Here is a 25,177-nt window from a genome sequence, read left to right as displayed (position 1 = left end):
TAACTATTACACTATATTAACTATCGCCTTAGTAGTCTTAGCTATAGAAGCGGCATCGTTTGGTGCACCGTCAGTACCAGATACACGTATACCAGCCTTATGCGCATATTAATCGCCAACATTGCACGGGCTACCAAGCCCGAATCATATGGAAGGGAGATGTAGTTGGCGGCGCGCTGCCTGCCACATTCAGAGGGTGACTGTTCTGGTTACAACCCGCTCAATTTTGCCGACCAGGAAGATATATGAACAGGCTCCTACCAGACCGAGTGCGCCGATAAACACCAGCGCGGGTTTGAAGTCACCTTCACGGGCCAGAAAACCAATAACAATAGGCACTACAATAGAGGCCAGGTTACCCATGAAGTTGAATACGCCCCCGGTTAATCCGATCAGATGTTTCGGCGACAGCACAGATACGAATACCCACGAGATGAGCGCCATACCTGAGCCAAAGAAAGCCATCGCCATAAAGAAGATAATCAGGTACGTTTCATTCGTATAATTGGCGCCAATAATGCTGACAGACAAAAACAGACCAATGATGATGGGGGCTTTACGTGCTACACTGACCGACGTACCATTGCAAACCAGCCGATCAGACACAAAGCCAGACAGCAACAGACCAGCACAGGCCGCCAGAAACGGAACGGACGCCAGATAACCAGACTTGATGAAATCGAGTCCCCGGTACTTTACCAGGTACGTTGGAAACCAGGTCAGGAAGAACCAGAGCATCGCATTAACCGAGAACTGACCGATGTAAACGCCCCAGAGCGTCTTGCTCGAGAACACCTGCCGCAGGTTGTTCCATTGCCAGACCGATGCCCCGGATGCAACGGGCTTGTTTCTATTGATTACGCCCCCACCCGCTTCGATATAGTCCAGTTCGGCCTGATTCACCTCTGCATGGTCGAGTGGGTCGCGGTAGAGCAGGTACCAGACAACGCCCCACACCAGGCCAATTACGCCAGTGGTGATAAACAGCCCCTTCCAGCCAATGTGCACCTGAAGCATTACCAGCACCGGCGTCAGAAACGCAAGCCCGATGAATTGGCCGGATACATACATGGCAATGGCCGATGCCCGCTCGTGGTCGGGAAACCAGCTGGTAACTACCCGGTTGTTGATCGGATAGGAAGGCGCTTCAAAGGCCCCCGTTGCCAGCCGGAGCGAAAACAGGGAAACAAATCCTCTGACAAAGCCCTGAAACACAGTGGCCAGCGACCAGGTGATGAGGCAGAACGCATACAGTATACGCGGCCCAAAGCGGTCGGCGAGTAACCCGCCGGGAATCTGCAGAGAGGCGTATGACCAGCCGAAGGCCGAGAAGATCAATCCCAGCTGAACCGGCGAGAGGTCTAACTCCTTACTCAGTGACGAAGCAGCCACAGCCAGGTTGCTGCGGTCCAGGTAATTGATAACCACATTGACAAATACGAGCGCAAGCATGCCGTAGCGCGTTCCGGTTCGTTTAGTATGATCAACTGCCTGTTCCATGCGGAGTGATGTAGGTACGTGTTGACTAGGTCGGAAATAGAGTAGGGCAAAAGTTACCGGGCTGTCCAGCCGCCATCGACGGTGAGAATGGAGCCCACCATGTAGCTGGCGGCATTGCTGGCCAGGAAGATGGCGGCACCCTGGATTTCCGGCAATAGTGCCCATCGCCCCAGGGCAGTAGCGCCAACGACAAACTTTTTGGCTTCTTCTGAATCGGCAATTGGTATGTTCATCTCTGTCAGAAACGGGCCGGGACAGATCGCGTTGACGTTCACGTTGAACGGAGCCAGTTCGAGCGCCAGCGCGCGGGTCATCTGCACCACGGCACCTTTGCTGGCGGTATAGGGGGTCCGGTTTGCCAATCCAACCAGACCAAGGGTGCTGGCCAGGTTAATGATTTTGCCACTGCCCGCCTGTTTCATGAAAGGTGTTACTGCCCGACAGCACAACCAGGTACCATTGACATTCACCTCCATCACCTTATTGAACTCGGCGGGAGTCAGTTCATCGATTGCTCCCCGAATGTTGATACCGGCGCTGTTGATCAGAATATCGATTCGGCCGAAGGCATCGATGGCGGCCTGCGCCATGGCTTCGGTTTGCTGCTGGTCAGTGATATCGGCGGGAAACGACAGGATGGTTGTACTGTACTGTTGCCGTAGGTCATCGGCGGCTTTCGCCCCTTCTTCGGCGTTTCGGTTCACCAGCATAACATTGGCCCCGGCCGAGGCCAGTCCGGCGGCCATGGCTAAACCAAGCCCTTTCGACCCGCCGGTGATGATCGCGGATTTGCCGGTTAAGTTAAATAAAGCAATGCCCGGTAAGGGAGGATGTGGCATAATAGTCAGGGTTGGTGGCAGAGGTGACACGAGAGTTGCCGTTACCGAATGGCTAACTGGCGTTTACTATAGGCTAAGCAATCAACGATGTTCTTCTCCTCAAGGGCAAGGCGCTCTTCGTCGGTCAGTTTTGCCACCCTTGGCAGCGACGAAGCCGGTTTGTGGTGCTTCACCATCGCCAGCGTACGAGCCAGTTCACTACCCGGCACATCGCCAAAGGTTTGCCAGTAATCGGGCTTCAGGCACGGAATCTCCAGCGGGTCGCGGGTGATCATCTCGAGGCTGAACGTGACGGCGGGGTTGTGCTGCCTGCAACGTGAAATCATGGTTGGCAGGTCGAGTATCCCCTGGCCGAGCGGTACTTCCGACAGCAGAAAACCGTCTGGATACTCCTCAACGGCCATATCTTTGATGTGGGTACTGATCACGTAGGGGGCCAGCGTTTGCACCACGGTAATGGGGTCTTCGAGCAGGGCAATGCTATTGCCGAAATCGACCGTTGCACCGATCCACTCACTACCCGTTTGCTTGAGCATATTAGCCAGTTCGTCGGCCCGCCAGTCTTTGTGATTCTCTACGCCGAGCTTCACCTTGTGTTTTCGCAATACAGGTTCAGCCAACAGAAGCGATGTCATGGCCTGTTTCTTCAGCGTCTGGAATGCGTCGGCCGAGTGGTAGGTTTCGTACCGCCGACCAGCCGAACAGACCGTTCGCAGTATGTTGGCACCAGCTTCTTTGGCGTTGGCTACATCCTGCTCAAAGCGGGGTACGTCGTCGGGTGTTTTAGGTACACTGATTGACCCTTCCAGATACAGGCCCAGTTTCTCCCGCCGGTCGCGAACCTTTTTAGCGAAATCGCCCGTCCAGTTGCTCATCACTACCTGCACGCCCCCCGCGCCCAGTTCGTGACAGTGGTTCAGCAGGTCGATGGCGTCGGCAAAGCCAGGATATTGCTGGCTCCCTGCTTTTGAATTCCAGCGATTGCCGTACGAATGCACCACCACGCCCATTGGCACGGATTTGGCCAGGTCAGGCAGTTCCGGCAATGACAACGCCAGGGCACCAAGCGTGGCCCGATGCAGAAAATCACGGCGATCAAGCGGCAAATTGGCGGGTTGTTGGCGGTGGTTCATGGGTTCAGGTAGAAAGGGAGTTCGTTACTTTTCACTGGTCGTATTGGCGTTCGCTTCCACTGCGTATTTAATCAGTTCAGCCGCTTTCCAGGGCATTACCCGCCCCTGCGAGGTAACCCTGGTCATGCCAACGGTGCGCTTGCCAATTGGCCCGGCGTCATTTCCCCACTCGTTGCGGATGTACATCAGAATTGCCGTGATGGTGGCATCGTCCATGGTTGAATGGGCGGGCATAACGGGCAGGATATTGGGGGCGTCGTAGCGTTTTCCGGCCACACTAATGGGCCCTTCTATGCCGTGCAACACAATCAGCGCCAGCCGTTTTTCGTCGCCCGTTACCCAGTCTGAGCCCGCTAACGGCGGCGCAAACCGATTCAGACCAGCCCCGTCTGTCCCGTGACAACCGGCGCAGGTGGTTAAGTAGTGTTGCCGCCCAGCGGCAAAGAGTTTCTGTTCATCGCCGGTCAACGGATTTTTCTTTTGCGCAATGCTGGTTTGTCCGGCATGGCCGGGCCAGTCGAAGAGTGTGCCAATGGCCGCTGCTTCGGCAGCATTTACATATGACCGGAACAACAACGCTGGTGCGGCACTCAGCTTAACAGGCATCTGGTTAGCCGATTTCCCCTGAACCGACAGGGCGGTTAGCACGGCTTTATGTTGCCAGCCAACGGCTTTTTTATCAACATCGAGTAGCGCTAACAACGCTGTCAGTTCAGCCCGATCGTGCTTGCGGATGAGGGCGGTGGTCAGCATTTCCAGAAAGATCTGCTTCGACGCATCACCCGTTTTCCAGGCAGGCAATACCCATAGTCGCTGCAGAAAGGCACATTCCATGTTTCCCAGGCTGCTCAGAACGGCGTCGCGCATGAGAGGCATATTACCGTATTTCGTTACGATGTTCGCCAGTAACTGCTGCGCCGCTGGCTGATCCAGTGCCTGGGCCGACAAAGCCATTTGCATTACTTGCTTGTCTGTCGACTTGGCCCAATTCTTTAGTAGCAGGATGGCTAGCGAGGAACGTACCTGAGCATTGTTTGCAGCAAATGGCTCAAGTAGTCGAATGGCTGTGCTGCTCACCAAGGCATTATGGTCCGATACAAGTGGCAGCAAGTAGGCTGACTGAAGCGCTCCCATTCCCTCCAGCGTCCAAAGTGCGTGGAACCGGCCAAGTTGGTTATTACCGGTATGAATCAGGTTGAGTAAGGTAGGAACAACGCGGTGGTCATTTCGCTCAACGAGTAGCCGCTGCGCCATATCGCGGTACCAACCGTCTGCATGCGAAAGGTAGCCTGCCAGTTGAGCGGAAGACGCCACGGATAGATTGGCAGGTTTGGTGGGTTTCCAACTGGTCGGCACAATGCGCCAGATTCGCCCCCGATTGATGGGTGCGTCCAGGTGCCGGGCTAGTGTCTGTTCGCGCAGGTAGGGCGTCATGTATGCTTTATGCTGCACAATGCCCTTATACATATCGGCCACGTATAGCGCCCCATCGGGACCTGTTGCCAGGTTCACTGGCCGAAACCGTTCATCGGTAGAGGCCAGAAATTCGGTGCCGGGGTGAGGGTCGTGCGCGTTCAGCAGTACGCCTTGCTCGCCAACGACATTACGTTTGATGAGGTTACCCGATGGTTCACACACGAAAACATTGCCCATATAAGGCGCAGGCAGCGTTTTCCCCCTATACACCAGTGGCGAACAGGCCGCCGTAAACTCCAGTAGCCGCGCCTCTTTATCCAACGTACCTGGAATATAACCGCGATTGACGGCGGGCGTTGAGCGAATGGGGTACACGCGCCGATCAATCGTCAGGCCGTGATCAATGCCTGTGGTGGGCGCGTGGTTTTTATTGCGCGACAAATAATTTGGCGGCACCAGATCGGCGTGCAACTGTGACCAGTTGTAGTTGTAATAAAGCCGTCCCTGATCGTCGTGACTAATGCCCCACTGCCCGCGTAGCTCGGTTGAATCGCGTTGCCAGTTGGTGCCCATCTGCCGGTAGCGAAAGCGCGATTTGGCGTTGTAGTACCAATTATCTATACCTCGCCAGAGGCCATTACCGGCATGTTCCGGCAGGGCACTACCGGCATAAGCTGCATCGACCAGCGTTTTCGTGTCTGCTTTCAAATCGCCGTTCACATCCCGCGTCAGCCATAGTTTCTCGTTTTCGGCTACCAATGCGCCACCCGGAACCAGGGCCAACGCGCGGGGCATCACCAGGCTATCTAGGTAAATGGTGCTGGCATCCATGCGCCCGTCGGCGTTGGTGTCTTCGAGAACCGATACACGACCGATCGGTTCTTTCTCGCCGTCGCCATCGATCGTGCGCATATACCCCCGCATTTCCACAACCCACAACCGACCGTCGGCATCGAACGTCATCACAACGGGGTCCTGCACCAGGGGTTCGGCCGCCACCAGTTGAATGCTCAGGCCGGGTTCGAGCCGGAACGTACCCAGCTCTTCGGCGGGCGAGTGTACGGGTGTTGGGCCGGAATCTGATAAACCGATATGGTCGGTAAAGCCCAACATGCCCAGCAGGCCAGCGCTGAGTAAACAAACGATGTTAATGGGCTTGACCATGGCAGCAAACGGAATGATACCGATGACAGGCCTCTTACAGCCTGATTTCCTACACTTTATCAAGGAAAAGTAAAAACAGATCAGTAACTAATGCAATTTATCCGATTATGTTTCCTGGATAATCCAGATGCCTTTTTTCCCGTATGTCAACTCAATTTTCAAACCAGGTAGCCCTTATTACAGGCGGCGCTGATGGCATCGGCAAAGCCATTGCCGGCCGTTTAGCCGCTGAAGGTGCTACACTTGCGCTGTTCGATATCAATGAAGATTCGCTGCAACGTACCTGCTCTGAATTCAGTGAGCGGGGTTTCCCGGTTCGTGGGTACGTTGTCGACATTTCGCAGGAAACGGTCGTGGCCAGGTCCGTTCAGGCGGTAGTCGATGAGTTGGGCCGACTGGATATTATGGTCAACTCGGCCGGTATTGTCGGGCCAACCAGCACCCGTATCACCGACTATTCCGTTGATGAATATGACCGGGTTTATTCGGTCAATCTGCGGGGAGCTTTCCTGATGACAAAATGGGCCATTAATGCCATGAAATCGGCCAACTACGGCCGTATCCTTCATCTAGCCTCTATTGCCGGAAAAGAAGGCAACCCATTTATGGCAGGCTATTCCTCAACGAAAGCGGGGGTGATTGGCCTTGTAAAAGGGGTTGGTAAAGAATACGCCGAAACGGGTATTACTGTCAACGGCATTGCTCCGGCGGTGATCAGAACGGCCATGAACGAAAACACAGCACCCGACCAGTTGGCTTATATGACAGCCAAAATTCCCATGAAGCGTTTGGGCACTGTCGACGAAGTGGCGTCGCTTGCCGCCTGGATCGTCTCGCCCGAAGCCAGCTTTACCACCGGTTTCATCTTTGATCTGTCGGGCGGCCGAGCAACGTACTAGGCGCGCAGGTACGTTGCAGACGCGTTGACAGGTTGCTGACGCATAGCCCTTCGACCAGGCGTCAGCAACCTGTCAACGCGTCTGCAACACAATGCATCCAGTAAGGTACGTTACTCTACGCCTTTCACCGCCATATCCAGCGTGTAGACAGATTCGGTGGCGGTGATAAACAGCAGGTTACGATCTTTACCGCCGAAACACACATTACCTACCCACCGCGATGGGACCGGAATATTGCCAAGCTTTTTCCCGGCAGAATTGTAGACAGTAACGCCTCTGCCCGTCAGGTACAGATTTCCCTGCTTATCCAGCGTCATACCGTCAGATCCCTGCGAAATAAACAGCTGACGGTTGGTCAGGCTACCATCTTTGGCAATCTCGTATTTGTACGTTTTACTATCCCGAATGTCGGCCACGTACAGGTACTTCCCGTCGGGCGTACCAACAATACCGTTGGGCTGCTTCAGGTCACTATCAACCAGTTGGGCTTCCGTTTTGCCTTTGGGAAGGTAATACACGTTCTGCTTTGCCATATCCGGCTCTTTGTGCTCCCAATAGGAGCGTTCGTAAAACGGATCAGTAAAGTAAATTCCCCCTTTCGGATCAAGCCACACATCATTGGGTCCGTTGAACCGATGGCCCTGGTAGGTAGCCAGTAGCACCTTCACTTCTTTGGTGGGACTAATCGACCACAGTTCATTCTTCAGATCGGCGCAGGCGATCAGATTGCCTGCTTTATCGATGTAAAGTCCGTTCGATCGCCCCGTTTTGTCCATAAAAACGGCCAGTTTCCCATCCGTATCATACGTCCAGATTTTATCATTTGGCTGATCGGTGAAATAGATTGTTCCTTTTTTATCGACGGTTGGGCCTTCAGTAAACGTGAACTGAGACGATACCTGCCGGAGGGCGGCCCCCCGCGCCACAACCTTAATTGAATCGAGACCAGCATTGCCCGACTGTTGCCCGAAAGCCGCTGTAAAACTTGTCAGCAGGGCCACGACTAGTGTCTGCTTTTTATACCATGCGTTCATTAACAAACTGCTTTATACACGCTTAGGATCAGGATGAATAAACGGCTGACGATACGACCGGGCCAGTAGACCGTTCGCCTCGCGGTCGCCGATGATTTCCCGTTTCTTCGGATCATATACGATCGGACGACCCGTTTTCATCGACATATTGGCCAGAATGCAGCTCGCCGTAGAGATATGCCCTTCTTCAATATCGGCAACGGGCTTGCCACCCGTCTCAATCGCATTCAGGAAATTAAGCATGTGCAGGCGCGTGGCGGGCGCGGCGTTAAGCTCAATTTTGGGGTTGGTAGGCTCCGTCAGGTCTTCCGGGTATTTCTCTTTTTCGTACACCACATCCAGGTGGATCTTCTTCCCCTTATCATCTTTCGGGATGAAATCACACTGCATGGTGCTCCCCCACAGCGTGCCTTTTTCGCCATACAAGGTAAACGACCACGGATACTCGGGATTGGCCGGTCCGCCCCAGGTATGGTGTTGCCACACGCAGTTCAGATCATCGTATTCGAAAATGGCCGACTGCGTATCTGATATGTTCGACTTGCCTTCTTTCTGCACATAAATACCACCGGTTGAGCTGATGCGTTTGGGCCAGCCCAGGTTCAGCATCCAGCGAACCGTATCGAGCATGTGAACGCACATATCGCCCGTGACGCCATTGCCGTATTCGGTAAACGTACGCCACCAGCGCACATGCGGCAAGCCATCATAGGGCCGCAACGGGGCGGGTCCGGTCCACATGTCATAGTCCAGAAAATCGGGAACAGCCTGCACCGGTGGGTTACCGTTGGCCCGCATCGCGTAGTAACAGCACATCTCCACGTGCGACACCTTGCCGAGCAGGCCGGCATCAACGATATTTTTCTTGGCGTCGATCAGATGGGGTGTGCTTTTACGCTGAGTGCCTACCTGCACCACCTTGTTGTATTTCCGGGCAGCCGCTACCATCGCCTCGCCTTCCATGACATCGACACTGATCGGCTTCTGCACGTAAACGTGTGCACCCGCTTTTACCGAATCGATCATCTGAAGTGCGTGCCAGTGATCGGGCGTACCGATCAGGATGATATCAAACTGGTTGTCGGCCAGCATTTTCCGGTAGTCGCCATACATTTTTGGTGTCTTACCCGATTTCTGCCGTTGGCTAACCAACTTGGCCGCATCGGCCAGCATATTCTTGTCTACATCGCAGAGGGCTACAACCTCCACGGGAGCCACCTGAATCAGGCGGAACAAATCACTTTTTCCGTACCAGCCGGTGCCGATCAGCCCGACCCGATAGGGATTGGCGCGGTGAATGATATCCATGCCGTTGGCCCCTAAGGCAGCCAGCGCGAGTGATGCCGTGGTTCCCTGCAGGAAGTGGCGACGGTTGATGTTGAATTGATGCATTGATGCGACAACGTTTCTGGCGGCCGACGCCGGGTCTTAGGTGAGGTTTGCTATTGCTCAGAAAAGACGCCCCCGTTTTACACTTACCCTTACATAGTTAATAAATGTTGCCCGACGCCTTTCACAACAGCGGGCCTCACGTTTCGTATAAATTACCCGCAGCCCTGTCTGTTTTCGATCATGAAAAGACGTACCTCATTTCTCCTGCTCATCAGCACTGTGCTGCTTTATGCATTCGTTCATCAGAAAACAGGCATTGAACAGTCTGTCTTCGGCAAGATGCCAGACGGCCGTGAAGTTGGTCTTTTTACCCTCCGGAATGCCAAGGGCATGGAAGTGAAGATCACGAACTACGGCGGCTATATTGTTTCGTGTACAGTACCCGATAGAGCGGGCAAACCAGAAAACGTGGTGCTGGGCCTAGGTACGTTGGCCGATTATCTGAAAGGCACGCCGAGCTTAGGTCCTATCATTGGCCGATACGGCAACCGCATTGCTCACGGTAAATTCACGCTCGATGGCACCGACTACACCCTGTTCACCAACCCATCGGGCATTCATATTCATGGCGGAAAAGTTGGTTTCGACAAGAAACTGTGGGACGCCACTCCCGTCGATGGCGCTGAACCAGCGCTTAAATTGCAGTACACCTCGCCCGACGGTGAAGAGAACTACCCCGGAACGCTGAACGTCAACGTAACATATACCTTACAGAAAGACAACGCCTTACGCATTGATTATAAGGCAACAACGGATAAGGCGACGGTAGTTAACCTGACCAACCACGCCTATTTCAACCTGAGCGGGATGAAAGCCGACGTGATGAACAACGTGGTGATGATCAAAGCAGATAAGGTGCTGGCGACAGATAAAACGCAGGTGCCAACCGGCGAGATCAGGCCAGTGGCCGGTACTCCGTTCGACTTCACCAAACCAACACCCATTGGCGCGCATATCAACGATACTACCGATACGCAGATCCGCTACGGCAAAGGCTATGACCATTGCTGGGTGTTTACTGACCAGTCGGCGAAATTGAAACTGGGTGCTACCGTCTTCGAGCCAACCAGCGGCCGACTGATGGAGGTCTACACGACCGAACCCGGCGTGCAGCTATACACGGCCAACAACCTGAATGGCAGCGTCCGCAGCCCCGAAGGTATAGCTTATACCCGCCGATTTGCGCTGTGCCTCGAAACCCAGCACTTCCCCGACTCACCCAATCACCCTAACTTCCCGACCACAACCCTGCGGCCGGGAGCAACGTACCTGAGCACAACCGTGTACAAATTCAAAGTACAAAAATGACTATTTGTTCATTTAGACGTCTAATGCATACACTCGGGGTACATTAGCTAACAAATACACCATTCATACTTGATTTATGCAATCTAAACTGGATAGGATACCGTTAATAGCCTACAAGTTCGGTTCATGAGGCTATGAGAAATCCATTTCCCGCCCTGATTACCTACATGCTGATCCAGACGGTCAGCCTGTATCCCCTATCCACTCTCCTCGCGTTCGGGCTGCTTGTATTCATCGGCTGGGGCATCGCCCTGAACGAACTGTTCAATCTGGAACAGTCTGATGACCTGTCAGAGGCAATGGCGTTGCAGCAAAGTTAAGAGGCTTTAAGCCTGCATGTAATTGAGCGCCAACTGCCCGACACGACTCGTAACGGATTGGTAAACGGTATCTCTTTCGCTACGCCGACTTGTTTCGCAACCAGGCTCGTACCGGTTCATCATACAGCTTCAGACTGGTATAGGCCAGCACGATGGCACCCGAAAAAGTAAGCAGCGCGTAGGGCCAGGCCTGCTTTAATGTGATGCCTTTATTATTGCTGACCCACGCCACGTAGAAGTAAACCAGCACGTAGTGGGTCATGTATAGAGGATAAGAAAGGTTGCCCAGAAACCGGCAAATTTTATCCTCCGTTTCACTACGCACCACACCACTGGCTCCGATATAGACAATGAGCGGAAAAAGCACGATGATGCAGAACGCTTCGTACAACCCGTTCAGCCAAAGATGATCTTTGCCGCCAATTCTCGGCATCAGCAACACAGCCGCCACCAGCAGGCTGCACCATAAGAACGCATGCCTGATCCGGGCAGGCCGCGCTATCCGCGACAACAGCAAACCGGCAAAAAAAGGAAATAAAGTGCGCGTCATCCCGATGCGCATGTGCTCAAAATTGAGTGTCCAGCCACCGGCAATGTCTCCGTTGGGATTCGTAACACTAAAATGCAGCAGCACAGCTCCCGCCAGTACCACAAAAACGGCCAGGGCTTTAGTCGACAATTTCCGCAACCCCAGCGCGTACAGAATATTAGCGATGTACTCGAAAAAAAGCGACCAGCCAACACTGTTAAGCGGATGCATTTCCTGCCAGCCGCGTATATCCATAGAAAGCGGTATGGGGATAAGTGTATAGCCAATCAGCATGACGACGAACATCTTCCATATTGGAACGGTATGAATCAGCGGCCAGATTGTTGAGTCGGTAAAATAAAACCCGATGGCGCCGAGGGTCATACCCAGAACAACGAGTGGTTGCAACCGCTCGAACCGGCGCCGAAGAAAACCACCAATGGTTAGCTTGTCCCATCGGTCGTCGTAGGCATACCCAATAACGAAGCCAGACAGGAGGAAGAAAAAATCAACGGCCAGGTAGCCATGATTGATCATGTTATCGAGGTGGCTGCTGGCAAGCGGCTCAGTAAGATGAAACACAACCACGATCAGAGCGGCCACCCCCCGAAGCCCATCCAGTATCTGATAATGCGGCTTCGTGCCAAATTCGTTATTGGTCATCAACAGCAGGGAATTTGGCACTACACTAGATTATGTTTTGAGCGTGGAGTTGTTCAAACTATAGCTAAAACAAAAAAGCACTTAACATATCTGCTAAGTGCTTGATTTTCAGTGGTGGGAGTTGAGGGATTCGAACCCCCGACCCTCTGCTTGTAAGGCAGATGCTCTGAACCAACTGAGCTAAACTCCCTTCTTCCGCGCCGGTGTTTTCCGTTTTGGTGATGCAAAGATAGGGGTCTGAATGCCCCTTTTGCAAGCTCTGAGCCGAAAAAAGTCTAACTTTTTTACAATTCACTGGCTTTCAGGTACGTTACAACCGAAGATTTTTTCTATTCGAAATTCAGGTAGAGCGTTACCGTATGCGTGGTCAATCGTTGAATACCCGCGCTCGACGTACCCGTGGCTCCACCGTTGAATGCATTTGGTATACCGTGCGAGAAACGTAGCTCGGGGGCAAATTTGAAGAACTCAAAGAACTGCTCGAACCCAACGCCATACTCCACACTCAGGTCGGTGGTATTGGTATTGAGCCGCCCCTGACTGAGCGCTTCGCGCCGCCGTACGTTCGTTTCAATGCCCACCGATGCCCCCGCAATCAGGTACATACGGGAGTTTACCCGCCGGGCCGATTTGTACTTGATCAGAAATGGCAGTTCAACCCAGGTCGACTCCCGAAGGTCCGACTTATCGTCGCCACTGGCCACGGCATAGTTCACTGATCGGGAATAGATCGATACGCCGGGGTTAGACCGGAAATCGAAATTATCGTTCATGAACGCGTTGAACGTAAACCCAACCCGGAAACCCGCGTTATTGGGCGACGTAATGCGCAACGTCGGATCAGCCGTATTCAGAAAGGCCGGGCTGTAGGTGACGTTGTAGCGCGTAAAGGGCAAGGCATAGTAAAAGCCGAAGTGCACAAGCTTGTCGTCATAGTCTTCCTTGTGCTTACGGATGTACTTGTAGGTCGACTGGGCCGCCGCTACCTGCGACAGAAACAGCAACCCAATAATCAGGGCTGCGTTGAATCGGGCAGCTTTTGACCAATGTATATCGACGCGATGCCGAACGAGAGTGGAATCCATTTAGTATTGCGAAAACCGGCTTCTTCAAAAACCCGGATAAAATCGGGGCCATCCGGAAAAGCCCGCATCGATTCGTTAAGGTATTCGTAGGCTGACGTGTCTTTGCTGACCATCTTGCCAAAGAAAGGCACTACGTGGGCCGTGTATACGTCGTAGAACTGCCGGAACGGAAAGGTACGGGGCTTCGAGAACTCCAGCACCATACAGACTCCCCCCGGACGAACCACCCGCTGCATGTCGGTCAGGCCGGCCAGCAGGTTTTCGAAGTTACGTACCCCAAACGAAACGATGGCGGCATCGAATTCATTGTCTGTGAAAGGCAAACCCTGCGAATCGCCCGACCGCATTTCGATGATCTGATCAACGCCGCGCTCTTTCATCTTCTGCCGACCAACGGCCAGCATACCTTCCGAAATATCAACGCCAATGATCTTGGTGGGTTTCAGCGACAGTGCCTCCAGGGCCAGATCGCCCGTTCCGGTGGCAATATCGAGGATGTACCTGGGCGCAAAGGGTTTCAGCAACCGGATGGCTTTCTTCCGCCATAGTATGTCGATACCGGCGCTCAGGAAGTGGTTCAGGAAATCGTACTTCGGCGCAATGGTATCGAACATCTCGCCCACCTGCTCACGCTTGCTGGTGGATTTGTCTTTGTAGGGGAGAACAGCCATCTTTCAGTTAACAGTTTTCGGTTAACAGGTATCCGTTACCGGTTGTCAGCGCTGCGGGGAACGTACCCGGGTAACGCTGACAACCGGTAACGGATACCTGTTAACTGAAAAGCTAACCGGCTGTTCTGGCGGAAAGTTTCGGGAGCGGGGACACATGCTTGCAGGGGTTTGCCTATACTTGCTTTTTATTAACTCGTCGTCCTCATGTCTCGCTCTCCGATCGTACTTTCTGTGCTGGTTTCGTCGCTTTGTCTGGCTTTTGTTCCAGACCCGCCCACCAAAAAGATAGCCCGGTTCCACCAACGCATTCTCACGCTCGATACCCATGCCGATGCGCCCATCATGCTGCAAAAAGCCGGGTTCGATATTGGTGTGGCCCATGATACGAAGCGGGATAATTCGCAGATCGATTTTCCCCGGATGAAAGCAGGCGCGATGGATGCCATGTTCTTCGCCGTTTACCTGTCGCAGGGGCCGCGTACACCCGCAGGCCACGCCGAAGCCAAGCGTAACGCACTGAATCAGTTCAAGTTGATCAACGATGCCCTGAAGAAATACCCCGACATGGCTGAACTGGCTACTACGCCGGCCGATGCCTATCGGATTCAGAAAGCGGGGAAACGGGCCGTTTTCATTGGCATGGAAAACGGCTACCCCATCGGCGAAGACTTGTCGCTGGTGAAAACCTACTACGATCTGGGCTGTAGGTACGTTACCCTCTCCCACTTCGCCAATAACGCCATCTGCGATTCATCGACCGATCCGGACGGGCCAATTCATAATGGACTCAGCGCTTTTGGTCGGCAGGTGGTGGCGGAAATGAACCGGCTCGGAATCATGATCGATATATCACATACATCCGATAAAACGTTTTACGATGTGTTGAGCCTAACCAAAACACCCGTGATTGCCTCGCATTCCAATTGCCGTGCCCTTTGCGATTTCCCGCGCAATATGACCGACGATATGATTCGGGCCATCGCTAAAAATGGCGGGGTTGTGCAGGTGAATTTCGTCAGCGATTACCTGCGGAAACCATCGGAGGCACACCGCCAGGCACTGACCAAAATCAGGATGGCCAGTGTAGGCCGTGTGGCTACACCCGAGCAGGAAGCACGGCAACAGGCCAGAACCGATTCGGTAAAGCAGGTATACAAGAATGAACGCGCCAGTCTGGCCGACATCGTCAATCACATTGATCACATTGTGCAGGTTGCCGGTATCGACCACGTAGGCATTGGCTCTGATTTTGATGGTGGCGGCGGCGTAAATGGTCTTGAAGACGTAAGCCAGATCGAAAATTTAACAGCCGAGCTTCGTAATCGTGGCTATTCAAAAAAAGCCATCACTAAAATCTGGGGGGGCAACTTGCTTCGGGTTCTAAGCAAACAATAAGTAGACGTGTAACAGCATACGTGCTGTCTTTCAGGTATGAGTAATTAAGGCTGGTAAAAAAACAAACTACCCACTTTCGGACATTCTCTACGCCGGTTTGCTCATTCTCCTTATTGTGACTACAACCAACTAGCTGACAACCACTATTTACCATGAATCAGTCGCCATTTACGGGCACCCACACCAAAAAGCCGCCCGAATCTATCTGTTGGCAGTTCCTGCGCCAAACGCCAATTTCGATCAGTTAGTCATTCCCTGACTGATCGAAATTAGTCAGCGATGCATGTCGCTAAACGGCAATCTTTATATCCGTATTTTTACTCATATAATTTTTTGAGCACATCCCCTAAAATTGGCAGGTTGTTTGTGACATCAACCAGCGTTACCTGTCTACAAGTGTAGCTAAGCAGGCCAGCTTTCAATTTTAGAGAAGCGCATGCACTACCCCGAACAGGGGAGCAAACACTGGTTGCCGCAGGGTCCTTTTAGGCGGCGCCTGCAACGACGAATGGCAATATCCGGTATCGGTTCCTTACTTTTGCTGTGTTAAATTGAATTTATCTCACTTCTGTACTATCATATGAATCCACGCCGTAGTCTGACCGTATGGCTGACCGATAGGGTCACTTCCGTCCGAACGGCGCATCCTCGCAGCAGACAGGCTTTCAAGAATTCGGTTGCAAGCGTACTGGTGAAAGGAGGAAATATCGTTTTATCGTTCATCCTGGTACGCATTACGCTAGGGCTCCTGCACGACGAAAAGTATGGCATCTGGACGGCCATCAGCTCGCTGGTTACGTTTGCATCCTTCTTCGATATCGGCCTGGGTAACGGCCTTCGCAACCGCCTTACCGAAGCTGTAGCTCAGGAAGACCACGACATTGGACGTACCTACATTAGTACAGCGTACGTACTCTTTGCTGTCATACAACTGGGCTTGCTTGCCGTGGCCTGTGTAGCTATTTACCTGGTTGACTGGAAGTATATTCTTAATGTTCGCCTCACAAATTCGTACGTCAGTTTACTCGTACTGATAACGCTTGTAGGATTCTGCCTGAAAATACTGCTCGATACGGTGTCATACGTGTTGCTGGCGCTCCAAAAAACTGCTTTATCGAATACGATCTACCTCTTTATTAACCTGGGGTTGGTTGGCGGAATTTGGGGGTTAGGCCTTGGTCATTACAACAACCTGCTGTCAGTATCTATCATGTCGGCCATTGTGCCGGTGGTTGTGTTAATTGGTTTCAGCATCTACTATTACCGGGCCCAGCTTCGCGATTACGCGCCCTCGTTAAAGGCGGTCAATTTCAGTGTGCGGTCTAAGCTCATGAGCCTTGGACTCAAGTTTTTTATAATCCAGTTGGCAGGCGTTATTATTTTTTACACCGACAACGTGCTGATATCCAAACTCTTTGGCCCAAAGTCGGTCACTGAGTACAGTGTAGTTTTCCGCTACTATAACGCAATCAATTCGTTCTTTTTTGTCATTATTTCACCATTCTGGTCTGCTTTTACGGAGGCCTATGCGAAGAATGAACTAGCCTGGGTCAAAGCGTCATACTCCCGGTTAAAACGAAGCTGGCTGGTTATACTGGTGGTTATTGGCATCATGCTGCTGGCCTCCACAAAGGTGTATCAGATCTGGCTTGGCCCAACCTTCAAAACGTCCTGGTCGCTGAATATGCTGATGGCCATTTTCGTGCTGGTGTCATGCTGGAACAACATTACAGTGACGGTGATCAACGGCTTTGGCAAGGTAAAAATGCAACTTTTTACGGCGCTGGCAGGTGCATTGATCAACATTCCCCTTTGCGTTTATCTGGGCCGAACGCTTAACTTTGGGAATAAAGGCGTAGTGATCGCGTCTATTATCTCGCTCTTGCTCGGAACCGTTCTTGGCACGATTCAGGCTGATAAATTGGTATCACGAAAAGCCACCGGCCTCTGGTCTGAATAAACAAAGTCGTTCTTGGTCAGCGGATTAATAAGTTTGGCGCGCGTCACTGCTTCTATATCGAACCAGTATAAATTGCCCGTTCTACCCTGCCCGAACGAAACTTTCAACCAGACTTTGCGTTAGGCAGACAAAGAAGAATACCCCATGAAATCAATTCTGGCCATTTTACTGGTACATCTAATGCTGGGCAGCAGTTTACTGCCCGGCTTTGGAATCGACCAGTCGGTCAAATGGGTTGAATTGGCCAACCATTACCAGCAGCATCGGCAAACAGATACTGCACTGGGTTTTTTCTCCTTCCTGATGATGCATTACGATGCCAGTTCCGATCATCAGAAGCACCCCAGCCATAACCATCATAATCTTCCGGTAGCCGGGCAACCGCTCTCGATTTCCACGCCGAATCCCCTCCGCCTCGACCTTACGTCGGTATCGCTGTCAGTGATTCATGTGGCCAAAGCTACTTTCTTCCGTAAGGCTGACCTCTATGCCTTCACCGCGATCCGTTCGCTGATTAATCCACCCCGACGGTAAGTCTGCGTGTCGATCAGGGCGCATTATGCCCTCTCTTTCCTCCCGGTACCGACCACTGATGATGTACTGCTTTCGGTAGTATCGTTCAGTAGCGCACTTGCGAAAGGCGTTGTAGTGACCACATAGACTCTACTTTATTTGCTCAACGGTGCGGCACAATTGCGCCGTTAAGCCGTGGCGCCTGTTGCTATGCGCCACATTCTCAACCGCATTTTCCATGCTGAATGCTATTATTAAGTTCTCTATTCAGAACAAACTCATCATCGGGCTCTTTACCCTGGCCCTGATAGGATGGGGCGGCTGGTCGGCTACTCAGTTACCCATCGATGCCGTGCCCGACATAACCAATAACCAGGTACAGGTCATCACCAGTAGCCCATCGCTCGCTGCCGAAGACATTGAGCGGCTGGTTACGTTTCCGATTGAAGTCAGCCTGTCAAATATTCCCAATCTGACGGAGTTACGCTCCTTCTCCCGATTTGGTCTTTCAATCGTCACGGTTGTATTCACCGATGCTACCGACGTGTACTGGGCCAGACAACAGATTGCCGAGCGGCTTCAGAACGTTGCCAGCGAAATTCCACCCGGCGTTGGCACCCCCGTGATGGCCCCCGTAACAACCGGCCTGGGCGAGATATTCCAGTATACGGTTGTGCCCAAAAAAGGGTATGAAACCAACTATAGCCTCACTGACCTGCGCACCATCCAGGACTGGACCATCCGACGCGGGCTGCTGGGTACGCCCGGTGTGGCCGATGTAAGTGGCTTCGGCGGTTTACTCAAACAGTACGAAATCGCCGTTGACCCTGATCGGCTTAAGAGCGTCGGCATTACAATTGCCGACCTGTTTCGGGCACTTCAGCAAAATAACCAGAACACTGGCGGAGCCTATATCGACAAAAAACCGAATGCCTACTTCATTCGCTCCGATGGCCTCATTAATTCACCCGACGATATTGCCAACATCGTTGTCAGACTAAACAATCAGGGCTCAAGGATGACGGGCGTGCCAATCCGGGTACGTGATATTGCTACCGTTCGCATCGGTTCAGCGGTTCGCTATGGAGCCGTAACGCGCAATGGGCAAGGCGAAACCGTTGGTGCCGTGGTGATGATGATCAAGGGCGAGAATTCATCGGCGGTGATTAAACGGGTCAAAGAAAAGATTGCAGAGATTCAGAAAACGCTGCCCGAGGGTGTTGAGATCAGCCCATTCTTGGATCGGACCAAGATGGTTAACAGTGCTATCGGTACGGTAGAGCGTAACCTGATGGAAGGGGCGCTCATCGTGATTTTTGTACTGGTGCTGCTACTGGGTAATTTCCGGGCGGGGTTTGTTGTCGCCTCGGTTATTCCGCTGGCGCTGCTGTTCGCCATTTCGATGATGAACCTTTTTGGCGTGTCGGGTAACCTGATGAGCCTCGGTGCCATTGATTTCGGCCTGATCGTTGACGGGGCCGTCATTATCGTTGAAGCCACGCTCCACCACCTCCGGTTACGCAAAAGCGAGCGGGTGAATGAACGTCACGAATCCGACACGGGCGATACGGAGGTACTCACCCAACACGAAATGGACGAGGAAGTCTTCGGCGCTGCCAGTCGAATTCGGTCGTCGGCTGCCTTTGGGGAAATCATCATTCTGATTGTGTATCTGCCCATTCTGGCCCTGTCGGGCATTGAAGGTAAAATGTTTCGGCCTATGGCGCTAACGGTTGCCTTCGCCATTCTGGGTGCGTTCATTCTGTCGCTGACCTACGTGCCCATGGTATCGGCGCTATTCCTGAGCAAGAAAGTTGCCCATAAAGAATCGTTCTCCGATAAGCTGATGCGGCGCCTCTTCCGGGTGTATGAGCCGGTGTTGCTTCGTTCATTGAAGCATCGGGCGCTGATTTTGGGAGCCGCCGTATTGCTACTGATCGCGGCCTTGTTCACGTTTTCCAGAATGGGAGGCGAGTTTATCCCCCAACTCGACGAAGGTGATTTTGCTGTCGACACGCGCACGCTTACCGGCAGTTCACTGAGCGAAACCGTCGATGCTACGCTGAAAGGCGAACGTATTCTGTTACAGCAGTTTCCGGAAGTAGAGCAGGTAGTAGCCAAGATCGGCTCTGGCGAAATTCCAACCGACCCAATGCCCATTGAAGCTGCCGATATGATGGTGATCCTGAAACCAAAAGATCAATGGACATCAGCAACCACCCGCGATGAACTGGCTGAAAAGATGGCCGACGCGCTTTCGGTTGTTCCGGGCGTGACGTTCGGTTTCCAGCAGCCCGTACAGATGCGGTTCAATGAATTAATGACCGGTGCCCGGCAGGATGTGGCCCTGAAAATCTACGGCGAAGACCTCACCGAACTGGAACGCCTGGCGAATCAGGTTGGCGGGCTGATTCGTAAGACGGAAGGTGCCGCTGACCTGTACGTTGAACAGGTAGCCGGACTGGCGCAAATTCTGATCAAACTTGACCGCAACGCCATTGCCAAATATGGCCTCAACGTGGCCGATGTGAACCAGACGATCAATACAGCCTTTGCGGGGCAATCGGCCGGGTTGGTGTTTGAAGGCGAAAAACGGTTCGATCTGGTCCTGCGGTTGGCCGAAGAGAAGCGGCAAACGGTTGATGACATCCGCAACGTGTTTATATCAACACCGGCAGGCGAACAGATACCGCTCGGGCAGATTGCCCAGGTAACCATCGATCAGGCCCCCAACCAGATTCAGCGCGACCAGACCCGGCGGCGGATTACGGTTGGTTTCAACGTACGCGGTCGTGATGTAGAAAGCATTGTGGCCGAACTGCAACAAAAAGTAAATCAGCAAATTAAGCTCCCGGCAGGCTATTCAGTCACTTACGGCGGGGCATTCCAGAATCTGGTCGACGCTAAGCAACGGCTCAGCATTGCCGTACCGATTGCGCTGGGCCTGATTTTCGCGCTACTCTTTTTTACCTTCAATTCTGCTCGACAAAGTATTATGATCTTTATGGCCATTCCATTAGCCGCCATCGGAGGTGTATTTGCCCTGGTCTTACGCGGCATGCCGTTTAGCATTTCAGCGGGTGTGGGCTTCATTGCCCTGTTTGGCGTCGCCGTGCTGAATGGCATTGTGCTTATCGCCGAATTCAACCGGCTCCGACACGAAGAGGGCCTCACCGACATGGCCGAGATTATCCGGCAGGGCGCCGAAATTCGTTTGCGGCCAGTTGTCATGACGGCGTTGGTCGCCTCCTTTGGCTTTATTCCAATGGCCTTATCGAATTCGGCGGGGGCCGAAGTACAAAAACCGCTGGCAACGGTGGTGATCGGTGGTTTGCTCACAGCCACACTCCTTACCCTGATCATTTTGCCAATTCTGTACTCTCTCTTTGAACGTAAATCACTGGAACGGGACATTGAGGAAGCTGGCAAGCAGTTGAAGAAAAGCAACGTACCCACCATTGCCACCATCACGCTTTTATTTTTGCTGGGTACGTTGTCATCTGCTTTGGCGCAGGTGGCGCCCGCCCAGATCCTAACGCTCGATCAGGCGCTACAACAGGCGGGAAACCGGAATGCACAACTGCAGATTGCCAATTTGGGCGTAACTCAGCAACAGGCACTCCGCCGCACAGCCTACGACGCTGGCCGGCTTTCGGCCACTGCCATGCTGGGCCAATACAACAGCCGCCGATTCGATAACAACCTGACTATCTCGCACACGATTCCGAACCCGGTTCTGATGCGGCGACTGGCCGATCTGAACGATCAGACGGTATCCAGCAGGCAGGCTGCGGTAGCTGTTACGCAAAATGACATTCGATATCAGGTGAAAGCCGCTTATTACGAGCTGAACTACCTGCACCAGCGCCGTCGCCTGTATCTGCAACAGGACACGCTGCTGGCTGAGTTTGTTCAGGCGGCCAATCTTCGGTTCAAAACCGGCGAAACGGGAAGTTTGGAAAAAGCGACCGCCGAAAGCCAGCTAGCCGATCAGCGAGTTCGTCTGGCGCAACTGGATGCCGAGTTAATTGCCTCAAGAACGCGGCTGAAAACGTTGCTCTATAGCCCAGATCCACTCGATGCTGCTGAACAGGCACTGCCCAGGCTAACCCTCCCCTATCTCTCAGACAGTTTACAACGTACCCGGCCGGGAGCCCAGTCTGATCAGCATCCGCAGGTACGTCTGCTACAGCAGCAGATCCGAGTTGCCGAACAAACGCGACTGGTTGAGCAAGCCCGCCTTCGGCCCGACTTTCTGGTTGGCTTATTTTCCCAAACCCTGATCGGCAACCAGTTGATCGACGGCCAGGAAATCTATTTCGGACCCGGCTCACGCTTCACGGGTGGGCAGTTGGGGGTGACGTTTCCGCTATTGGGCAAGGCGCAAAAAGCGCGCGTCGAAGCAGCGAAAATAGGCGAACAATTGGCACAGGCCGAGCTGCAAACAGGTCAGTTTGCCCTGAATCAGCAACTTCAACAGGCTGTCAGCCAGTATGATCAGTATAGAAGCGCACTAACCTACTATGAGCAGAATGGGCTGGCACAGGCGCAGTTGATCCAGACTAACGCCCGGCGGTCGTTTCGGGGCGGCGATATTGGGTACGTTGAATTCTCGCTGGCTCTGCAACAGGCGCTGACCATCCGCTCGTCGTACCTCGACCTGCTCAATCAATACAATCAGTCGATCCTATACATCACCTACCTACTTGGTAATCCATAAACGCCCTTATGTTCTTTCTAACAAAGCAACGCGCAGCCATTATCACTAACCAGGCGGCATATCATGCGTTGGCGCTGGCTTTTTGTCTGGTTCTAGCCTCCTGCCAGTCGGGCACCGACAAAGCTGACAAGACAGAAATGGCTTCGGCCAGCGATTCAACAGCGACGAAGTCAGGGCTTGATTCGGCCTCTGGCGAAGTGCGCGTTGAACTGACGCAAGCGCAGTATACGGTGGCTGGTATCCAGTTGGGCCAACCGACTAACCGAACTCTCAGCACAATTTTGAAAGCCAACGGAGCCATCGACGTACCCGCCTCCAATCTGGTATCGGTATCCGTACCTTTTGGCGGATACATTCGCCAGATTGACCTTGAGCCGGGGATGCTTATCCGAAAAGGTCAGACGCTGGTGGTGCTCGAAAACCCGGATTACATTCAACTCCAGCAGGATTATCTGGAAACGAAAGCCAAACTGGAATACGCCGATCTGGATTATGCACGGCAGGAGGAACTGAGCCGTGAAAACGTAAGCGCGCTCAAAACTTTCCAGCAAACCCGCTCTAACCGGCAGAGTTTGCAGGCGCAACTGGCCGCTGCCGCGCAACGGCTGGCTATGCTCCGCATTAATCCCGCCACCCTGAGCCCGGCCCGGCTAACGCGTACGATTACGGTACCAGCCCCCACAACAGGCTACATCACCAACGTACCTGTCAACACGGGCCGCTTCGTAAACCCATCCGACGTGCTGGTCGAGATCACCAATGTTGATCACCTGCATGTTCGACTGAATATTTTCGAGAAAGACATCAATCAGATCAGGTTGGGGCAAACTGTCCGGTTCGGTATGGGAAGCGATGCTTCGCCCATTCATAGAGCAGACATTTTTCTGATTGGCAAATCCATATCAGCCGACCGCACCATTGAGGTACTGGCCCACCCCAACGACATAAAACCCACTCTTATTCCCGGCGGGTACGTATCAGCGCAGGTCGATGTGAAAGCACAGTCGGTACCTACCCTGCCCGAAACGGCCGTGATTGGGTTTGGTGGCAAAAACTACGTGTATGTGTTAGTATCGAAGGCTGGCCAGCCGGCAGTGTATCAGTTTCGGCAGGTTGAAGTACGCACCGGTACCCGTGAAAATGGCTTCGTAGCCGTGAGCCTTCCCTCCGGTATTGACCCTGGTAAAACGCCAGTTGTTGTAAATGGTGGGTATAGTCTGCTCAGTAAACTGAACAACAGCGAAGAAGAGTAGCAACAATTTGCTACGTCGTATGTTGGTTTCACTCTGAGCTACTGACGCTTAGCCCTTCGACTGGCACCAGCAGCCCAGAGTGAGGAAATTGCCAGTATCACTCTTAATTAATGTGAATTATGGATAGAGCAACCCCGTAGGGGTGGTATGTCAATAGTAAAAATCGGTCCACAAAACGGCCTGAGCCCCATCAGGGCGATATGGTGTTTGACTTAGCTTTCACATATCGTCCCGATGGGGCTATGTATCGGCTAGACATTCGTTTCTAGTAACACATCACCCCTTTGGAGTTGTAGGGCAGCTACTGATACGGTAACGCACGTTAACTAAAAATGGCCATTCCTATGCGGGAATGGCCATTTTTAGTTAACGTGCGTTACCGTATCAGTGTTTGAACACTTTCACCTGATACACGTAGTTCTGCATTTGCTTAATCTGTTGTTTGCGCGAGAAACGAACCATGCGGTTTTTCCGGTTCAGTGTCAACGGGTCACCTTTCAGGGAGTCGGGCGAAATAGATTGGAGCGCATTGAGCAGAATACTTGTCTTCACGGCAAACGTTGCGCCTTCCGACGTAATCTGCTTTGCAGTAATAATCCCGATCACGTTTCCTTTTTCGTCGAGCAATGGCCCGCCCGAGTTACCGGGGTTCACGCTGATGGCTACCTGATAGGCGGCGGAGTCGCCCCGGAAACCGGTGCCGGAACTTAGATACCCTTCGCCATACACGATCTCTTCACGCGGATAACCCAACGTAAATACGCGTTCACCCAATTCAGATGGACGCGCTTCGAAGCTGTACGGAACAGGTGGCAATGCATGGAACGCCGTATCCTGCCCAATAGCCAGAATAGCCAGGTCATGTTGCGGGTCTGAATGCACAATACGCGCCTTATATACTACCCCCTGCTGACTCTGCACATAGACTGAGTCGGAGCCCTGGACGATGTGGTTATTTGTCACCATAAAGCCAGAGGCCGTCAGCAGAAAACCCGAACCGGCCACCTGACCGGGGTTTTGCTGGAACACCCGCCCCCGGCCACTCAGGTTATTGAGCAGTTTGTTCTGCGTTTGCTGGATAACGCCCATCGTGCGCATCATCATCCCGTATTGCTGCTCCTGTTTATGGCTATTCTGATACGACCGGTACAGAATAATCGTGGCAAACGTAGTCATAATGGCTACAGCGGCGGCAATCGCCAGCGTTGACCGGTGTGCCTGCCACCAGGCACGTACCTGAGCGCGCGGCTCAACGACCGGTGCCGCCAATAGTGAGTCGGCTTCAAGCTGCTGATGGACCCGCTTTAGCTTATCACGAAATTCAAGCCGCCGCCCGTAGGCCTGCAACATGTTTTCGATGGGTTCCTTCTCTCCTGCGTCCAT

18 protein-coding genes and 1 tRNA gene are annotated in these 25,177 nt (G+C 52.9%); 8 read left to right on the top strand and 11 right to left on the bottom strand.

Annotation, left to right across the window (positions count from 1 at the left end; translation table 11 throughout):
* Nucleotides 1–189 precede the first annotated feature (189 nt).
* The 4 genes from J2I46_RS09825 to J2I46_RS09810 are packed head-to-tail and all read right to left on the bottom strand — an operon-like array spanning nt 190 to nt 6,052.
* Nucleotides 190–1,500 carry an MFS transporter gene (locus J2I46_RS09825; RefSeq protein ID WP_207328823.1) on the bottom strand — a complete coding sequence of 437 codons (1,311 nt, stop codon included), beginning with the start codon at nt 1,498–1,500 and terminating at the stop codon, nt 190–192.
* Between the two features lie 53 nt (nt 1,501–1,553).
* Entirely contained in the window at nt 1,554–2,339 is a 786-nt protein-coding gene (locus tag J2I46_RS09820; protein ID WP_207328822.1) for an SDR family NAD(P)-dependent oxidoreductase, read from the bottom strand.
* A 41-nt stretch (nt 2,340–2,380) separates the two neighbouring features.
* Nucleotides 2,381–3,472 carry a sugar phosphate isomerase/epimerase family protein gene (locus J2I46_RS09815; RefSeq protein WP_207328821.1) on the bottom strand — a complete coding sequence of 364 codons (1,092 nt, stop codon included), beginning with the start codon at nt 3,470–3,472 and terminating at the stop codon, nt 2,381–2,383.
* Nucleotides 3,473–3,496: 24 nt separating this feature from the next.
* Complete coding sequence (locus tag J2I46_RS09810) at nt 3,497–6,052, bottom strand: DUF7133 domain-containing protein (protein ID WP_207328820.1); 2,556 nt, start codon at nt 6,050–6,052, stop codon at nt 3,497–3,499.
* Nucleotides 6,053–6,195: 143 nt separating this feature from the next.
* On the opposite strand from J2I46_RS09810, the gene J2I46_RS09805 reads away from it, so the two are divergent.
* Entirely contained in the window at nt 6,196–6,951 is a 756-nt protein-coding gene (locus J2I46_RS09805) for an SDR family NAD(P)-dependent oxidoreductase (protein ID WP_207328819.1), read from the top strand.
* A gap of 110 nt (nt 6,952–7,061) precedes the next feature.
* On the opposite strand, the gene J2I46_RS09800 is transcribed toward J2I46_RS09805, so the two are convergent.
* Complete coding sequence (locus J2I46_RS09800) at nt 7,062–7,985, bottom strand: SMP-30/gluconolactonase/LRE family protein (protein WP_207328818.1); 924 nt, start codon at nt 7,983–7,985, stop codon at nt 7,062–7,064.
* A gap of 12 nt (nt 7,986–7,997) precedes the next feature.
* A complete protein-coding gene (locus J2I46_RS09795) occupies nt 7,998–9,377 on the bottom strand; it encodes a Gfo/Idh/MocA family protein (RefSeq protein ID WP_207328817.1) in 1,380 nt (459 codons plus the stop codon).
* Between the two features lie 180 nt (nt 9,378–9,557).
* Here J2I46_RS09795 and J2I46_RS09790 point away from each other — a divergent pair, with 180 nt between their 5' ends.
* Together J2I46_RS09790 and J2I46_RS09785 are read left to right on the top strand one after the other, a co-directional pair.
* Nucleotides 9,558–10,685: an aldose epimerase family protein gene (locus J2I46_RS09790; RefSeq protein ID WP_207328816.1), complete on the top strand. Its 1,128-nt coding sequence runs from the start codon at nt 9,558–9,560 to the stop codon at nt 10,683–10,685.
* Nucleotides 10,686–10,819: 134 nt separating this feature from the next.
* Nucleotides 10,820–11,005 (top strand): hypothetical protein, encoded by a 186-nt coding sequence (locus J2I46_RS09785; protein WP_207328815.1) that lies wholly within the window; start codon nt 10,820–10,822, stop codon nt 11,003–11,005.
* A gap of 79 nt (nt 11,006–11,084) precedes the next feature.
* Here J2I46_RS09785 and J2I46_RS09780 read toward each other — a convergent pair whose 3' ends face one another.
* The 4 genes from J2I46_RS09780 to ubiE form a co-directional block, all read right to left on the bottom strand.
* On the bottom strand, nt 11,085–12,197 hold the full coding sequence (locus J2I46_RS09780; RefSeq protein ID WP_207328814.1) for an acyltransferase family protein: 1,113 nt from the start codon (nt 12,195–12,197) through the stop codon (nt 11,085–11,087).
* Between the two features lie 112 nt (nt 12,198–12,309).
* Nucleotides 12,310–12,387: transfer RNA gene (locus J2I46_RS09775), tRNA-Val, on the bottom strand.
* A gap of 139 nt (nt 12,388–12,526) precedes the next feature.
* On the bottom strand, nt 12,527–13,282 hold the full coding sequence (gene porT, locus J2I46_RS09770; RefSeq protein ID WP_207328813.1) for a type IX secretion/gliding motility protein PorT/SprT: 756 nt from the start codon (nt 13,280–13,282) through the stop codon (nt 12,527–12,529).
* Nucleotides 13,210–13,953: a bifunctional demethylmenaquinone methyltransferase/2-methoxy-6-polyprenyl-1,4-benzoquinol methylase UbiE gene (gene ubiE, locus J2I46_RS09765; RefSeq protein WP_207328812.1), complete on the bottom strand. Its 744-nt coding sequence runs from the start codon at nt 13,951–13,953 to the stop codon at nt 13,210–13,212. Before ubiE ends, porT begins: the two co-directional genes overlap by 73 nt.
* 204 nt (nt 13,954–14,157) lie before the next feature.
* Here ubiE and J2I46_RS09760 point away from each other — a divergent pair, with 204 nt between their 5' ends.
* From J2I46_RS09760 to J2I46_RS09740, 5 genes are all read left to right on the top strand, one after another.
* Complete coding sequence (locus tag J2I46_RS09760; RefSeq protein ID WP_207328811.1) at nt 14,158–15,348, top strand: dipeptidase; 1,191 nt, start codon at nt 14,158–14,160, stop codon at nt 15,346–15,348.
* 580 nt (nt 15,349–15,928) lie between these two features.
* Nucleotides 15,929–17,308, top strand: a complete 1,380-nt coding sequence (locus J2I46_RS09755; protein WP_207328810.1) for a lipopolysaccharide biosynthesis protein — start codon at nt 15,929–15,931, stop codon at nt 17,306–17,308.
* A 144-nt stretch (nt 17,309–17,452) separates the two neighbouring features.
* Nucleotides 17,453–17,842 carry a hypothetical protein gene (locus J2I46_RS09750; protein WP_207328809.1) on the top strand — a complete coding sequence of 130 codons (390 nt, stop codon included), beginning with the start codon at nt 17,453–17,455 and terminating at the stop codon, nt 17,840–17,842.
* Between the two features lie 217 nt (nt 17,843–18,059).
* Nucleotides 18,060–22,541, top strand: a complete 4,482-nt coding sequence (locus J2I46_RS09745) for a CusA/CzcA family heavy metal efflux RND transporter (RefSeq protein WP_207328808.1) — start codon at nt 18,060–18,062, stop codon at nt 22,539–22,541.
* A gap of 8 nt (nt 22,542–22,549) precedes the next feature.
* The gene (locus tag J2I46_RS09740) at nt 22,550–23,794 is read left to right on the top strand and encodes an efflux RND transporter periplasmic adaptor subunit (protein WP_229379672.1); all 1,245 of its coding nucleotides are present in this window, start codon (nt 22,550–22,552) and stop codon (nt 23,792–23,794) included.
* 384 nt (nt 23,795–24,178) lie between these two features.
* Here J2I46_RS09740 and J2I46_RS09735 read toward each other — a convergent pair whose 3' ends face one another.
* Nucleotides 24,179–25,177: a S1C family serine protease gene (locus J2I46_RS09735; RefSeq protein WP_207328807.1), complete on the bottom strand. Its 999-nt coding sequence runs from the start codon at nt 25,175–25,177 to the stop codon at nt 24,179–24,181.

Source organism: Fibrella forsythiae, from assembly GCF_017353175.1.
GTDB lineage: Bacteria > Bacteroidota > Bacteroidia > Cytophagales > Spirosomataceae > Fibrella > Fibrella forsythiae.
The sequence above is the reverse complement of the archived record's forward strand: the minus strand, read 5'-3'. Positions and strand labels throughout refer to the sequence as shown.